Annotated in this window: 8 protein-coding genes; 1 reads left to right on the forward strand and 7 read right to left on the reverse strand. The window is 73.4% G+C overall.

What is annotated here, in order from left to right:
* Nucleotides 1–315: 315 nt before the first annotated feature.
* The 5 genes from KZQ38_RS22795 to KZQ38_RS22815 all read right to left on the reverse strand — a co-directional run bounded on the left by KZQ38_RS22795 (nt 316) and on the right by KZQ38_RS22815 (nt 11,371).
* A complete protein-coding gene (locus tag KZQ38_RS22795; protein ID WP_219444302.1) occupies nt 316–3,282 on the reverse strand; it encodes a helix-turn-helix transcriptional regulator in 2,967 nt (988 codons plus the stop codon).
* 535 nt (nt 3,283–3,817) lie between these two features.
* A complete protein-coding gene (locus KZQ38_RS22800) occupies nt 3,818–6,139 on the reverse strand; it encodes a chitinase C-terminal domain-containing protein (RefSeq protein WP_219444303.1) in 2,322 nt (773 codons plus the stop codon).
* 155 nt (nt 6,140–6,294) lie between these two features.
* A complete protein-coding gene (locus KZQ38_RS22805; RefSeq protein ID WP_219444305.1) occupies nt 6,295–9,150 on the reverse strand; it encodes an AfsR/SARP family transcriptional regulator in 2,856 nt (951 codons plus the stop codon).
* Nucleotides 9,151–9,595: 445 nt separating this feature from the next.
* On the reverse strand, nt 9,596–10,234 hold the full coding sequence (locus tag KZQ38_RS22810) for a DedA family protein (RefSeq protein ID WP_219444307.1): 639 nt from the start codon (nt 10,232–10,234) through the stop codon (nt 9,596–9,598).
* Nucleotides 10,235–10,519: 285 nt separating this feature from the next.
* Nucleotides 10,520–11,371: a helix-turn-helix domain-containing protein gene (locus KZQ38_RS22815; protein ID WP_219444308.1), complete on the reverse strand. Its 852-nt coding sequence runs from the start codon at nt 11,369–11,371 to the stop codon at nt 10,520–10,522.
* Nucleotides 11,372–11,529: 158 nt separating this feature from the next.
* Between KZQ38_RS22815 and KZQ38_RS22820 the strand changes: the two genes are divergently transcribed.
* Entirely contained in the window at nt 11,530–11,847 is a 318-nt protein-coding gene (locus KZQ38_RS22820) for a hypothetical protein (RefSeq protein ID WP_219444310.1), read from the forward strand.
* 145 nt (nt 11,848–11,992) lie between these two features.
* Here the strand turns inward: KZQ38_RS22820 and KZQ38_RS22825 are convergent, their stop codons facing one another.
* Together KZQ38_RS22825 and gnd are read right to left on the reverse strand one after the other, a co-directional pair.
* Nucleotides 11,993–12,607 (reverse strand): rhomboid-like protein, encoded by a 615-nt coding sequence (locus KZQ38_RS22825; protein WP_219444312.1) that lies wholly within the window; start codon nt 12,605–12,607, stop codon nt 11,993–11,995.
* 51 nt (nt 12,608–12,658) lie between these two features.
* Nucleotides 12,659–14,098: an NADP-dependent phosphogluconate dehydrogenase gene (gene gnd, locus KZQ38_RS22830; RefSeq protein ID WP_219444314.1), complete on the reverse strand. Its 1,440-nt coding sequence runs from the start codon at nt 14,096–14,098 to the stop codon at nt 12,659–12,661.
* Between the last annotated feature and the right edge of the window lie 244 nt (nt 14,099–14,342).

Consider the following 14,342-nt stretch of genomic DNA (forward strand, 5'->3'; position numbering starts at 1 on the left):
CCACCAGGGGTGAGGTGGGGAGGGCGCGCGGCAGGAGATCCACGACGAGGGCGAACACGCGACGGCGCGGCGCGCGGCAGGAAAGGCGTGACGAGGGCGAACACGCGGCGGGGCTGCGGGTGCGCGACCAGGAGCACGCGGCGGGAGCGACGCGCGACCAAGAGCACGCGGCGAGAGCGACGCGCGACAGGGGCGGAAGCGCGGCGGGTGGTCCGGGTCCCGGCCGCACCGGCTCGGCAGTGGCCGGTGGTCGCGAGACCCGAAGGGCCGCAACGGAACCACCGCGAGCCGGAAGCCGACGGCCCGCCGGAACGGCTACCCGGGTTGGTCGAGCAGGCCGCGGTCGTAGGCGATGGCGACCGCCTCGGCTCGGCGGCTCGCGCCGAGCTTCGCCATGATCCGGGTCAGGTGCACGCTCACCGTCTTCTCCGAGATGTACAGCTCCTCACCGACCTCGCGGTTGGTGCGGCCCAACGCCACCAGGCCCAGCACCGAGCGCTCCCGCGGCGTGAACGGGTCCACCCGGGAACGGGGCGCCTCCGCGCCCAGCGACACGCGTGCCCGCCGCGCGGTCAACCGCACGGCGTCCCGCAGCGGCACGGCGGACAGGCGGTCGGCCACGTCCGCCGCGGCACGCAGCTGCGTCACCGCCTCGTCCCGCCGGTCCTCCGCGAGCAGCGCCTCCGCCGCCCGCCACCGGCAGACCGCCTCCTCGAACACCATGCCGAAGGCGAAGGCACCGACCGCCGCCAGCCAACGCGCGACGTCGCCACCGCCCTCCAGCCTGCTCTCCTCGGCCGCCGCCCGCACCAGCCAGGCCCGACCCTCCGGGCCGAGCGAACCGGTGCGCGGCGAGCCCCGCTCGGCGGTGGTCCGCGCGTACCCCGCCAGCTCGCGCCCCGCCGCCACGGCCGACCGCTCGGCCTCCACGTCCTTGCGCCGCCGCGCCCGCGCCGCCAGGTCGGCGTACCCGGACACGCCGATCGCGGCGAGCCGGATGCCCGCCAGCATCCACTCGCCCTCGCGGGCCGACCAGTCGATCGCGTCCGCGACCCGCTCCACGGCGTGCTCCGGCCGACCACGCCACAACGCCAGCTCCGCGCCCGTGCCACCGGTGATCAGGGCGATCTGGATGTCCCGGTGCCAGTCCGCGCGCAACTCGCCCAGCAGCTTCTCCGCCTGGTCGAACTCGCCACGCCCGACCATGACGTGGGTACCCGCGGCGGCTAGTCGCGCGGACACCGTGCTGGACACCCGCAGGCCGGGTGGTTCGGCGGCGACCGCCGCCTGGTCCCAGTCGCCGCGGTAGTACCTGGTCAGCACCTGGAGGATGCGCAGCTCCAGGCCGAACGTGCTCCACGACAACCCGGTGGCACGCGCCCGGTCCATGCCCTCGTCCAGCACCCGCGCCGCGTCCGCCAGCTCACCCAGCTCGTAGTGGTGCAGCCCGAGGTAGTACCGCGCACGCAGCTCGGTGCTGACCGCGCCCACCTCCATCGCGCACTCCACCGAACCCGCGAAGCGCCGCCGCGCCGCCGCCACGTCCGCGCCCGCGTCGTCCAGCAGGCCCAACGTGGCCAGCGCGTCCGCCACGGCGGCCTCCGCGTTCGCCTCCCGGCCGTCACGCACGGCTTCCTCGGCCCGCCGCCGCGCCTCCCCGTACTCGCGCGCCTGCCGCAACGCCGTCGCCCACACGGCGAGCACCCACGCCCGCGCCGGGCTCGCCGGGCGGTCCCGGACCAGCCGCCACGCCTCCTCGATCGCGGTGAACTTCTCGTCGTCGGTGCCGTCGAGCACCTGGAGCGCCTGCGCGAACCGCCGCCACATCTCGGCGGCCTCCTCCGGCGACCGCTCGTCCACCAGGAGCGTGCCGGTGCGGGCGAACGCGATAGCGCGCTCCGGCTGCCCCGCCGTGCCCGCCGCCCAGGACGCACGGCGCAGCAACAACAACTCGGTCATGTCCGCCGGCCGCTGCTCCGGTGGCACCGCCTGCCACAGCCGCAGCGCCTGCTCCAGGTGCCGCAGCGCTTCGGCGGGCGCGCCCGCCGACTGCGCTTCCTGCGCCGCCTCGATCGAGGCGCGCAGGGCACGCGGCAGGTCGTGGCTCTCCAGGCAGTGGTGGGCCAGCGCCGCCGCCGCGCCCCGGTCCGGCAGGGCGGCGATCCGCGCGGCGTAGGCGGCGTGCAGCCGCACGCGCTCGCCCGGCAGCAGGTCGCCGTAGACGGCTTCCCGCAACAACGCGTGCCGGAACGTGAACATCTCGTCCCGGTCCACCAGCAGCACGTGGTGCTGGACGGCCTCGCGCAACGCCTCGTCCAGGGCGACGTCGTCCGCGCCCACCACCTGCCGCAGCAGGTCGTGCCCCACCGAACGGCCGCCCACGGAGGCCACGCGCACCACTTGCTGCGCGGCGGGCGAAAGCCGTTCGATCCGGGCCAGCAGCACCTCGGCCAACGTCCACGGCACGCCGGAGCCGCACGTCGCGACGGCGATCAGCTCCTCGGCGAAGAACGCGTTGCCGTCCGACCGCTCCGCGACCTCCAGCACCAGGTGGTCCGGCAGGCCGTCGGCCAGCGCCGCCACGAAGGAACGCGCGTCGATGGCGCTGAACGGCGTCAGGTCCAGCCGCTGCACGGCGGGCAGCCGCACCAGCTCGTTGAGCAGGGACCGCAGCGGGTGGCCGCGGTGCAGGTCGTCCGACCGGTAGGTGCCGACCACCAGCAGCCGCTGCGACCGCAGGCGGGAGAACAGGAACGACAGCAGGTGGCGGGTCGACGCGTCGGCCCAGTGCAGGTCCTCCAGCACCAGCAGCACCGGCCGCTGCTCGGCCAGGTCGCCGAGCAGCCCGTGCACCGCGTCGAACAGCTGCAACTGGCCGATGTCCTGCTCCGGCCGCCGACCGACCAGGTGCGACGGCAGGCCGGACAACCCGCTGTCCTGCGCCGCGGGCAGCGCCAGCTCCGGCAGCAGCCTGCCCAACGCGGGCCGGGCCGTCAGGTCCAGCAGACCCGCCTCCCGCACCTGGCCCAGCGCTTCGGTGAAGGGCAGGTACGGCAGGCCGGCACCGCCGACGTCCAGGCACCGGCCGGTGATGACGAGCGCGTCGGCGTCGGACGCCAGCTCCTCCACCAACCGGGTCTTGCCGACGCCCGCGTCACCGGCGAGCAGCACCGCGCCCGCCCGGCCGCGGGCCGCTTCGTCGAGGGCGGCGCGCAGCCTGGTGATCTCCCGGCTACGCGCCACCAAGGGGATTCCGGAACCAAGGCGTGCCACGGGTGGCATGTTCGCACACCTCAGGCGGCCGGTCGCGCGCCATTCGCCGACGGCGGCACCCCTCGTGACCCGCCGTGCCGGACCGGTCTCCCCCGTTCGCCGTGTGCCGCGCCCGATCCGCCGTGGTCAGCGGGGCGGTAGGCCGCACGCGGCCCGCCGGGACCGGCCGAACGCGGCTCGCCACTGTTATCCGAACGCGGCTCGCCGCTGTCGTCTGAACGCGGCTCGCCACTGTCGTCCGAACGCGGCTCGCCGCGGTGGACCAACCACTGCCACCAAGACCGCCGCGGCGGACCGCTGCGCCGCCCCACGCGGGCCTGCGCGGCGTCCGCCCGCAGGGCCGCCTGCCGGTAGTCGACCTCCGCCTTGATCGCCTCGGGCGTCCACTCCACGATGCCCCCTCCTCGTCGTCGTCAACGAGGAAGAGGTTGGTGCTGAGGCACCGGCCCCGGCATCGGGTGTTCACGTGCCATCCGGGCCTGGTTCCCTTACCCGCCGCCGTGAGGGGGGACAGACGGCGGGTAAGGGATGCCTCAGGCGGACCTCAGCAGGGGCCGAGGTCCTTCCACACGCCCCACTCACCGGTGGTCCCGGGCTCGTCGCCCTGGGTCCACCACTTGGCCTGCCACTTGTTGCCCTTGTGGGAGACCTGGTTGCCACCGTTGTAGACCTTGCCCGACTCCCACGCGGCGACCGCGCAGCCCGGGTTCTGGGTCGTGGTGGTCGTGGTGGTGCTGGTGGACGGCGAGGTCGACGTCGGCGGCACGTCGCTGCTGCCGCGCGGGTAGTCCGACGCGATCGCGTAGGACTTGCCGCCGAAGGTGAGCTTGAAGTTCGACGGCGAGGCGATCGGCAGCTGGTAGCTGAGCGCCACGTCCACCGACGCGCCCGGCGCGAGCGACTGCCACGACGGCAGGGTCAGCTCGACGTGCTGGAAGTCGCCCTTCAACCCGCCCACGTTCGGCCCGCTGTGACCCCGGGACGTGACGCGCAGCCCGAACCCGGACTGGTCGCTCATGCTGCCCGGCGCGCTGGTGCCGTAGTCGAACTCGATCTTCGCGCCGCCGGGGATCGCGGTGGTGGAGTTGTTGGTGATCTTCAGCTTCGGGTTGATCGGGTAGTTGTTGTCGCCCAGCGCGAAACCGGACACCGTGGCCGACACGTTCAGCACCTCGGACGGCGGCGTGCCCGCGGCCTTCCGGCTGCCGTACGGCGCGGAGCCGCGCAGCCCCTCGTCGATCTTGGTGATGAGGGTGTCGCCGATGGTGTACTGCTTCTTGGTGTCGTCGAAGCGGTAGTCGCCCGCCAGCTCCCAGATCATGATGCCGCCGAGGCCCTTGTCCTTGACGTACTTCGCCTTGGCGACCAGCGACTGCTCGTCCTCAGTGGACAGGAAGACCTTCTTGTCGGCGTTCCACAGCCACGGCGCGCTCATCGTGTTGTCGTAGTAGCGCACGTACTGGCCGGAAACCCGGTCGGCCGGCTTGTTCTTCGGGTCGAGGCCGTACTTCTCCAGGTAGTCCGGCGTGATCTCGTTCTCGAGGTTCTTGGCGTGCCACATGGGGTTCGCGCCCGCCGGGACCTCGGCGCCGGACTTGTCCAGGTCGTGCCAGAGGTTGTCGATGCCGATCGCGCCGTTGCCGCACGGCGTGGTGGAACCGACGTTGGAACCCGTGCCGGGCGGGCACTTCGTCTGGTCGGGCAGCGCCGCCTTGCCCCACAGGCCGTTGGTGCCGCCGGTGACGCCCTGCCAGCCACGCGTGTAGAACGGCACGCCGATGTTGATCCGGCCGGCCTGCATCGCGCCGCGGAAGTAGTGGTACGCCCAGTCGGTGTTCAGGTAACCCGTGCCGTCGTACGCGCCGTAGACGCCGCCCGCCGCGAGTTCGCCGTCCTTGCCGTCGTCGTAGAGCGCGGCGTTCGGGCCGACGAAGTGGTTCCACGCGCCGTGCAGGTCGTAGGACATGATGTTGACGTAGTCCAGGAACCGGGTGACCTGGTACGCCTCCTGGCCGCGCAGCAACCAGCCGGACGCCGGGACGGCCGCGGTGAGCAGGTAGTGCTTGCCGTCGGCGGCGGACGCGCGGTCGAGCTTCTCCCGCAACGTCTTCATGAGGGCGTCGTAGCCCTTCCACAACGTGGCGCGGTTGGCGTCGGAGATCCAGTAGTCGTCCGGGTTGCCCGCGTACTTGTTGGAGGTGGCGTACTCGTAGTCGATGTCGACGCCGTTGAAGCCGTACTTGCGGATGAACTCGACGGCGGAGTCGGCGAACGTGTCGATCGAGGACTGCGACTGGGCCATCTTGTAGAAGCCGCCCGAGGCGTTGCGGGAGCCGTCGGGGTTCAGGAACCCGCCGGTCTCCGCCCAACCGCCGACGGACACGAGGGTTTTGACGTTCGGGTACTGCTTCTTGTACTTGTTCAGCAGGTTGAAGTGGCCCTTGTAGGGCAGGGACGGGTCGAGTTCGACGCCGGGCCACGTCATGCCGGTGGACGGGTTGTCGGGGCCGTCCGGGCCGACCGACACCTTGTTGCCCGCGTCGACGTGGGCGAACGCGTAGTTCAGGTGCGTGACCTTGTTCCAGGGGATGTCCGAGGCGAGGTAGGCGGGCGCGCCGTTCTTGCCGGTGCGCCAACTGGTGAAGTAACCGATCACCCGGCGGGAGTGGTCGGGGCCCATGTTCTCGCGGCCCTCGGTGTCGTAGACTGAGCAGTAGGGGACGGAGACCCCGGGGGTCTGGTAGAGGCCGTCGGGGCGGCACTCCTCCCCCGTGGCCGCGCTGGACGTGGACGGTGACGCGACCGCTATCGCGAGTCCGGCCGCGGTGGCGATGGTCGCCAGTAGCGGCAGCAACCTTCTTGGCACTGAGGTACCTCCTGCACCAGGCGGCGGCCTCGTCGCAGAGTGGAGCCAACGAAACGTAAATAGGTCCAGACCTTTCTGTCAATAGGTCCAGACCACTCAACCGATCGAGCCCCGGTCGGCGCCCCGCCGGGCGGATCCGGCCGAACGGCGCAGCGTCAGGAGGCGGTGGTGGCGGCACGCGCGCGGGCCAGCCGGGCCCGCACCTGGTCCGCCTCCGGGGCGTTCAGCTCCGTGAACAACGCCAGCGCGCGCTGCCAGTGCGCCACCGCGCCCGCCATGCCCTGCCGGTCGAACACCATCGCCAACCGGTCGTGCGCCAACGCCTGGTGGTACGGGCTCATCGCCGCCGAGGCCAGCGACAACGCGGTGCGCGCCGAGGCGACCGCCTCCGCCAGCTCGCCGGACTCCACCAGCACCGCCGCCAAGTCGGTGTGGCACACCGATTCGCCGCACTGCTCGCCGACCTCCTGGTAGATCCGCACCGCCGCGCGCAACCACGTCTTCGCGTCGTCGTAGCGGCGCATCGCCAGGTACAGCGGGCCCAGGTTGTGGTGCGCCGCGGCCTCCGCCCAACGCGAACCCGCCGCGCGCGAGACCTCCAGCGCCTCCCGGTAGTGCCGCTCGGCCTCCTCCATCCGGCCCGATGTCTGGAGCATGTCGCCGACCGTCGTCAACGCCCGCGCCTGCGCCTTCACGTCACCGCTCGCCCGCGCCACGTCCAGCGCCTCGCGCACGCGGTCCAGCGCCTCGTCGTGGCGGTGGAACTGGAGCAGCGCCACGCCGAGGTTGAACAACGTCACGAACCGCGCCTGCGGGTCGCCCAACGACGTGGCCGCCCGCATCGCGGCTTCCGTGGTGCGCAGCCAGGTGACGCGGTCCGCGCGCAGCCAGAAGAACCGCGACAACGCGTACGGCAACTGCCAGGCGTGCACCAGCCACGCCGGGTCCACGCCCTCGCCCGCGAACTCGGCGGCGGCGATCAGGTTGCCCTGCTCGGCTTCCAGCCACGCGGTCGCGTCGCCCGCGCCGGTCAGCCGCGGCACCTCCGCGGGCACCGACTCCGGCGCCACCCGCACGCTGCCCCGGCCGACCGGCAGCAGGCCGTCCGCGAGGTCCGCGCAGTGCAGGTAGTAGTCCAGCATCCGGCTGGTGGCCGCACGCCGCTGCGCCGGCGCCAGCTCGGCCGCCAGCGTCCGGGTGTAGACGCGCACCAGGTCGTGCGCGCCGTACCGGCCTGCCTCGCCGACCGACAGCAGGTTCGCGGCGGTCAACGCGTCCAGCGCCCGCTGCGCCTCCGACACCCGCACCTGCGCCATCGCCGCGACGACGTGCGCCGTCACGTCCGGACCGGGGTGCAGGCCGAGCAACGCCAGCAGCCGCGCGGGCAGCGGCGACAACGCGCGCCGGGACGCGTCCAACGCCGCGCGCACGGTCGAGTCCTCGTCCTCCAGGCCGAGCGCGGCCAGCCGACCGTGCTCGTCGTCCAGCTCCGCCACCAGTTCCGCCGCGCGCAACGCCGGCGACACCGCGAGCCGCGCCGCCGCGATCCGCAGCGCCAGCGGCAGACCGTCGCACAGCACGGCCAACCGGCGCAGCGCGCCGATCTCCGCGCCGTCCCGGCCGGCGACCCGGCCCAGCACCTCGACCGCCGCGTCGGTGTCCAGCATGTCCAGCTCCACCAACCGCGCCTCGGCGTGCGCGACCAGGCCCACCAGCCGCCGCCGGGAGGTGACCACGACGCACGACGGCGGACCCGGCAGCAGCGGCAGCAGCTCGGACGACCCGCGCGCGTTGTCCAGCATCACGACCATCCGCCGGTCCGCGACCAGCGTGCGGAACAACGCCGAGCGCTCCTCCACGGTCACCGGCACGTCCGCCGACGGCACGCCCAGCGTGCGCAGGAACCGGTTGAGCACCTCGCCCGCGCCCAGCGGTTCCTGGTTCGGGTCGTAGCCGTGCAGGTCGACGTAGAGCTGGCCGTCCGGGAACGCCTCGCGCACCCGGTGCGCCCAGTGCAGCGCGAGCGCCGTCTTGCCGACGCCCGCGGGACCGGTGACGACCAGCACCAGGCCGCCGGACGGGTGTGCCGCGAGCATCTTGTCCAGGCGCGCCACCTGCTCGTCGCGGCCGATCAACGACACCGGTCCGCGCGGCAGCTGCGCGGGCGTGGTGGGCAGCGCGGGTTCCGGCGCGGACGCGGGCAGCGCGATCGGTCGCGTCGGCCGCTCGGGTTCCGGGTCCTCGCCCGCCAGCACGGCCTGCTGGAGCCGGCGCAGCTCCGGGCCGGGTTCGACGCCCAGCTCCTCCACCAGCACGCGGCGCGCCTCGCGGTACGCGGCGAGCGCCTCGGCCTGCCTGCCCGCCTGGCACAACGCCCGCATCAGCAGGCCGTGCCCGCGTTCCCGCAACGGGTGCTCGCCGACCAGGGCCGTCAGCTCCTGCACCTGCTCCGCGCCCCGCCCGAGCAACAGCACCAGCTCGGCCCGCTCCTCCAGCGCGGCGAGCCGCCGTTCCTGCAACCGGCCGCGCTCCACCTCGGCGAACAGCCCCGCCACGCCGCCGAGCGGGTCGCCGCGCCACAACGCGAGCGCCTCGTCCAGCGCGCCGGCCGCCGCCTCCAGGTCGCCCGCCGAGCGCAGCCTGCCCGCCGCGACCACGCCGCGCTCGAACGCGTCCAGGTCGACCGCCGACGGGTCCAGCCGCAGCAGGTAGCCGTCGCCCACCGACGTCAGCAGCTCGGCGGGCGCGCGCCGGGCTCGGCTCGGCTCCAGGGCCCGGCGCAGGCCGGCGACGTAGGTCTGCACGAGGTTGATCGCGCTGCTGGGCGTGGCGTCGCCCCACACGGCCTCGATGATGTGGTCCCGGCTGACCGGGGTGTTCCGGCCGAGCAGCAGCACGGCCAGCACCGCGCGCTGCTTCGCGGCGCCCAGGTCCACCTCCTGGCCACCGCGCCGCACCCGGAGCAGGCCGAGCACCTCGAACCGCAAGGGCTCCACGCCGTCGTACTCCACCGACCGATCCTTCGCCGAAGGGCTTTGGCACCAGAAAGTACCCGACCGCGCGACCGGCTCCGGGAGATCACTTCAGTCGGGCTCCAGTCGCGCTGTAGCCGCATTCTTACGCTAAGCGTGTCCGGTCGACCACACAGGGCGAACCCCGGTGCGGGAGGTTGGACCAGACAGCGGATCATCCGCTGCTCTCCCAGAACGACGAGGGCAGGCCGGCGTGCAAGGGGCATCCAGCCCGCGGCGGCGGAACGCCGGCCCGCCCTCGTCCCCGTCTCCACGGGGAAGGCCACCCGGTAGGGGGTGGCCTCTCCCCTTGCCCTCCCCCCAGCCGAAGGGGCCGCGCTCGGGACCCGAACCCCCAAGCGCGGCCCCTTCGGCTGTCGTCACGCGGCAGGACCGCCGATGTCGGACGTTGTCCGGTGTCGGCGGTCCGCGTCTCGACCGGTGGTCAGCCGACCTCCTCCAGCTCCGGTGCGGCGGCGGCCTTGCGGCGGCGGCGCAGGAAGACCACGACGCCGACGACGACCGCGATGCCCATCAGCACCCACATCGCGCCGTTGAACACCGACTCGATGTACTTCGCGGACGCACCCGCCGCCGAGCCGATCCCGATGTGCAGCGCCGACCAGCACACCGCGCCCGCGATGGACGCGGGCAGGAAGCGCCGGTACTCCAGCTTGGACGCGCCCGCCGACGCGGGCACCAGGGTCCGCACGACCGGCATGAACCGGGCGACGAACACCGCCCACGCGCCGCGCTTGCGCAGCAACTCGCCCGCCTTGTCCCAGTGCTGCTGGCCGAGCTTGCGCACCACCTTGCTGTCCCGCATCCGGTCGCCGAACCGGCGGCCCAGGAAGTACCCGATGCTGTCGCCCGCCACCGCGCACACCGACACGATCAGCCACATGACGAGGAACCGCGGCACGCTGGTGACCGTCGTCGCGGCCAGCAGCAGCGCGCTCTCCCCCGGCGCGATGAAGCCGACGCCGATGGTGCACTCCGCCAACGTCAACGCGCCGGTCACCGCCAGCACGGCGGGCTGCGGCAGGCCCGCGAGCCCTTCCAGCGCGTCGGTCAGGAATGCCATGTCTCGTCCCCCAGGTGATACGTCGTGGTCGCGCCCCGCGCGACCGTCCGGTGTCCGACCGCGCCGGGCGGTGCGGAGTCGATCTCGGCGTCCGGTCCCGGACCGGCGGCCCCCGTGACCCGGCGGGATCGTGCCACGCGACCCGGAGCGGGGTCCGGGGTGGTCCGTCCCTCTGGCGACGAGTCCACCGGAACGGGGGTGGCGGGCGCATCGGACCCGGGTCTGGAGGGCGGTCAGACCTTGGTCGTACGGGAACCCCGGCGAAAGTCGGGGGCGTGGCGCCGCTCAACCCCGGAGTTCGCGGGCGACCCGTTCGACGAACGCGGCGGAGTCGGCCGGGTCCAGGGACGCCTCGACCAGCCGCGTGAACACCTCGGAGTAGGTCGCGATGTCCGACGCCTTCTCCGCGTAGACGTCCCCGCCCGCGTTCTCCAGGTACACCACCGCGGGATCGGACCGGTCGGGGAAGGCGAGCAGCACGAACGCGCCGGTGAGCGCGGCGTGGGCGCCGCGGGCGAACGGGGCGACCTGGATGGTGACGTTGTCCAGCCGGCCCACCTCGGTCAGCTTCCGCAACTGGTCCAGCAGCACGTCCCGGCCGCCGACCAGGCGGCGCAGCGCGGCCTCGTCGATCACCGCGTGCAGCCGCAGCGGTTCCTCGTCGTGCAGCAGCGCCTGGCGCGCGGTGCGCAGCTGCACCCGGCGGTCCACCTCGCCGGGTGGCGCGTCCGGCAGCACGGCCTCGATCAACGCCCTGGTGTAGCCCTCGTGCTGGAGCAGGCCCGGGATCATCAGGCCCTGGTAGGTGCGTGCCGACTCGGCCTCCGCCTCGAACCCGACGTACCGGCCGGGCGCGATGTCGCCGAACTCGTCCCACCACGCCTTGCGCCGCGCCTCGCGGGCCAGCTCCACCAGTTCCGCCAGCACCTCGGGGCTCGCGCCGTACGCGGCGAGCATGTCCCGCACGTCGCGCGGCGTGACGCCGACCCGGCCCGTCTCGATCCGGCTGATCTTGGACGCCGAGCACTCCAGGCGCTCGCCGACCTCCTCGATGGTGAGCGCGGCCTGCTCGCGCAGCCTGCGCAGTTCGGTGACGAGCCGCCGCTTGCGCAACGTCGGGCTGGTGCCACGGGCCATCGACACACCTCCTCCGGTCACCACAGCGTGGCCGCACACCGCCGCACGGGCAAAGCGCAGTCATCCATTCGTGTGTTGCAACTTGCAGTCCGCCGGTGACCGTCGCAGGCTGCTGGGGCACCGCCGGAACGCCGATGGTTCGGGAAGGAGCGCTGAAGATGTCCGTCACGGTCTTCAGCCAGCTCGACAAGTCGCTGCACGAGCACCTGGCGGCGCTGGAGCGGCTCGCCGCCACGGGCGACGAGGAGACCGCGGCGGAACTCGCGCGTGCCGAACTGCCCCGCGTCGTCGCCGCGCTCAAGGCGTTGCTGGACGAGCACACCCCGGACGAGCACGGGCGTTGCCCCACCTGCCGCACGAACCGCTGGAGCAGGCGGCTGCCCGCGCCGTGCCGCGCCTACCTGGGCGCGCAGCTCGCGCTGACCGCGACCGCCGAGACGCCCGGCCGCCGCAGGTACCTGCGCGACCCGGTGTAGCGGCACCCCGACGAGCGGGCGCCGTGCCCGCTCCGCGGCGGGCGACGCGCCTCCCCCCGATGATCGAGCCCCACCCGCGTCGTCCGACCGCACCCGACGGCGGAACCGGCCCCGACACCCCCGACCGGTGCCGGTTCCGCCGCGTTCACCGCCCGGCTCCCGCGTAGACGCGGTGCACGGCGAACGCGCCGCAGGCCGTGCCGATGAGCACGGCCGCCACGTGGCCGACCGCGCGGAACTCGGGCACGGTGCCGAACCAGTGGGCGGTGAGCAGCGGCTGGGCCACCAGCAACGCCACCCACGGCCCGCGCAGCACGGCCGGCAGCAACGCGGTGACCGCGCCGCCGGCCGTGAACGCGACGTAGGTGACGCCCACGTCGGTGACGTCGGTCAGGTCCACGGGGTACGCGGCGACCCCGATCGCGACCGCGGCGACCAGGGTCGCGCCGACGTGCCCGACCAGCACGACGGCCGCCGCCCGCCACGGGCCCACCTCGCGCTCGAACGCGCCCAGGCACAGCGCGACCCCGGCGAGCGCGGCGGCGGTGAACGCCGCCCCGGCACCGGGGTCCAGCACGAACGCGCTGCCCAGCAGGGCGTTGACGGGGTGGTCGGCGAGGTTGCCGGGGTTGGTGCTCATGGACGCGGTGATCTGCGCGTCCACGCCCTCGGCGAAGACGAACCGCATCAGCAGGGCGAGCCCCACCACGGCGAGCAGGTAGCCCGCCGTGACGGGGTTGCGCCGGAAGCGATCACGCACCCGGCCATGGTCGGCGCGGGTCCGCGCGGCGGCCACCGGAGGGCGGCAGGTTCACGCTTCCACCTGGGCGCGGTCACCCGACCAGCGGGTGTGGAAGCTGCCCGCGCGGTCGGTGCGGCGGTAGGTGTGCGCGCCGAAGAAGTCCCGCAGCCCCTGGACGAGCGACGCCGGCAGGCGCTCCGAGCGCAGCCCGTCGTAGTAGGCGAGCGCGGACACGAAGCCCGGCACCGGCACGCCCGCGGTCACGGCCTTCACCACGACCCGCCGCCACGCGGCCTCCGCGTTCGCCACCGCGTCCCGGAAGTAGTCGTCCACCAGCAGCGAGGCCAGCTCCGGCGCCTTGTCGTACGCCTCGCGGATGCGGTCCAGGAACCGGGCCCGGATGATGCAGCCGCCGCGCCAGATGGTCGCCATCGCGCCCAGGTCGAGGTCCCAGCCGTACTCGGCGCTCGCCGCGCGCATCTGGTCGAAGCCCTGCGCGTAGGCGACGACCTTCGACGCGTACAACGCCTGCCGCACGTCGTCCACGAGCGAGTCGTCCGGCGCGGGGACCACTTCGGACGCCCCGAACGCCGCCCGCACCGCCGTGCGCTGCTCGACCCGGCCGGACAGCGAGCGCGCGAACACGGCCTCCGCGATGCCGGTCACCGGCACGCCCAGCTCCAGCGCCTCCTGGACGGTCCAGCGGCCGGTGCCCTTCTGCTCGGCCTCGTCGGCGATCACGTCGACCAGCGCCGCGCCGGTGTCCGGGTCGGTGTGGCCGAGCACCTCGGCGGTGATCTCCACCAGGTAGGACTCCAGGTCGCCGGAGTTCCAGTCGCGGAACACGTCGGCGACCTGCGCGGGCGTCCGGCCGCCGACGCGGCGCAGCAGGTCGTACGCCTCGGCGATGAGCTGCATGTCGGCGTACTCGATGCCGTTGTGGACCATCTTCACGAAGTGCCCCGCGCCGTCCGGGCCGACGTGCACGCAGCACGGCACACCGTCCACCTGCGCCGCGATGGCCTCCAGCACCGGGCCGAGGTGCCGGTAGGACTCGACCGAGCCGCCGGGCATGATCGACGGCCCGTTGAGCGCGCCCTCCTCGCCGCCGGAGATGCCGGCGCCGACGAAGTGCAGACCGAGTTCGCGCAGCGCGGCCTCCCGGCGACGCGTGTCGGCGTAGTGCGCGTTGCCACCGTCGATCACCATGTCACCGGGTTCGAGCAACGGCGCCAGCTCGTCGATCACGGCGTCCGTGGGCGCGCCGGCCTTCACCATGATGATGATCTGCCGCGGCGTCTGGAGGCTCGCGACGAGCTGTTCCAGGGTGTCGGCGGGGACGAAGTCGCCTTCGTGGCCGTGCTCTTCGACGAGCGCCTTGGTGCGGGTGGAGGTGCGGTTGTGGACGGCGACGCGGAACCCGTGCCGGGCGAGGTTGCGCGCCAGGTTGCTGCCCATGACGGCGAGCCCGGTGACGGCGATCCGCGCGGGTGCCTCGGAGGTGGTCATCCTCCCAGCCTCCCCGAATCGGGGGCGGTGCGCACGTGTGCGCGTCGTCTCTTCCCGGCTCCTCGTCAACTCGCCCGACACCGCGGTGAAAGCTCCAGCGGGCTGAAACTTTCAGGGAGCCTGCCTGATAGATCCCGCGGGCCGAAACTTTCAGGAAGCCTCCCTGAAAGATCCCGCGAGCCGTAACTATCAGGAAGCCTCCCTGAAAGATCCCGCGGGCCGTAACTATCAGGGAGCCTGCCTG

The organism is Saccharothrix obliqua, from assembly GCF_019375475.1.
Classification (GTDB): Bacteria; Actinomycetota; Actinomycetes; order Mycobacteriales; family Pseudonocardiaceae; genus Actinosynnema; species Actinosynnema obliqua.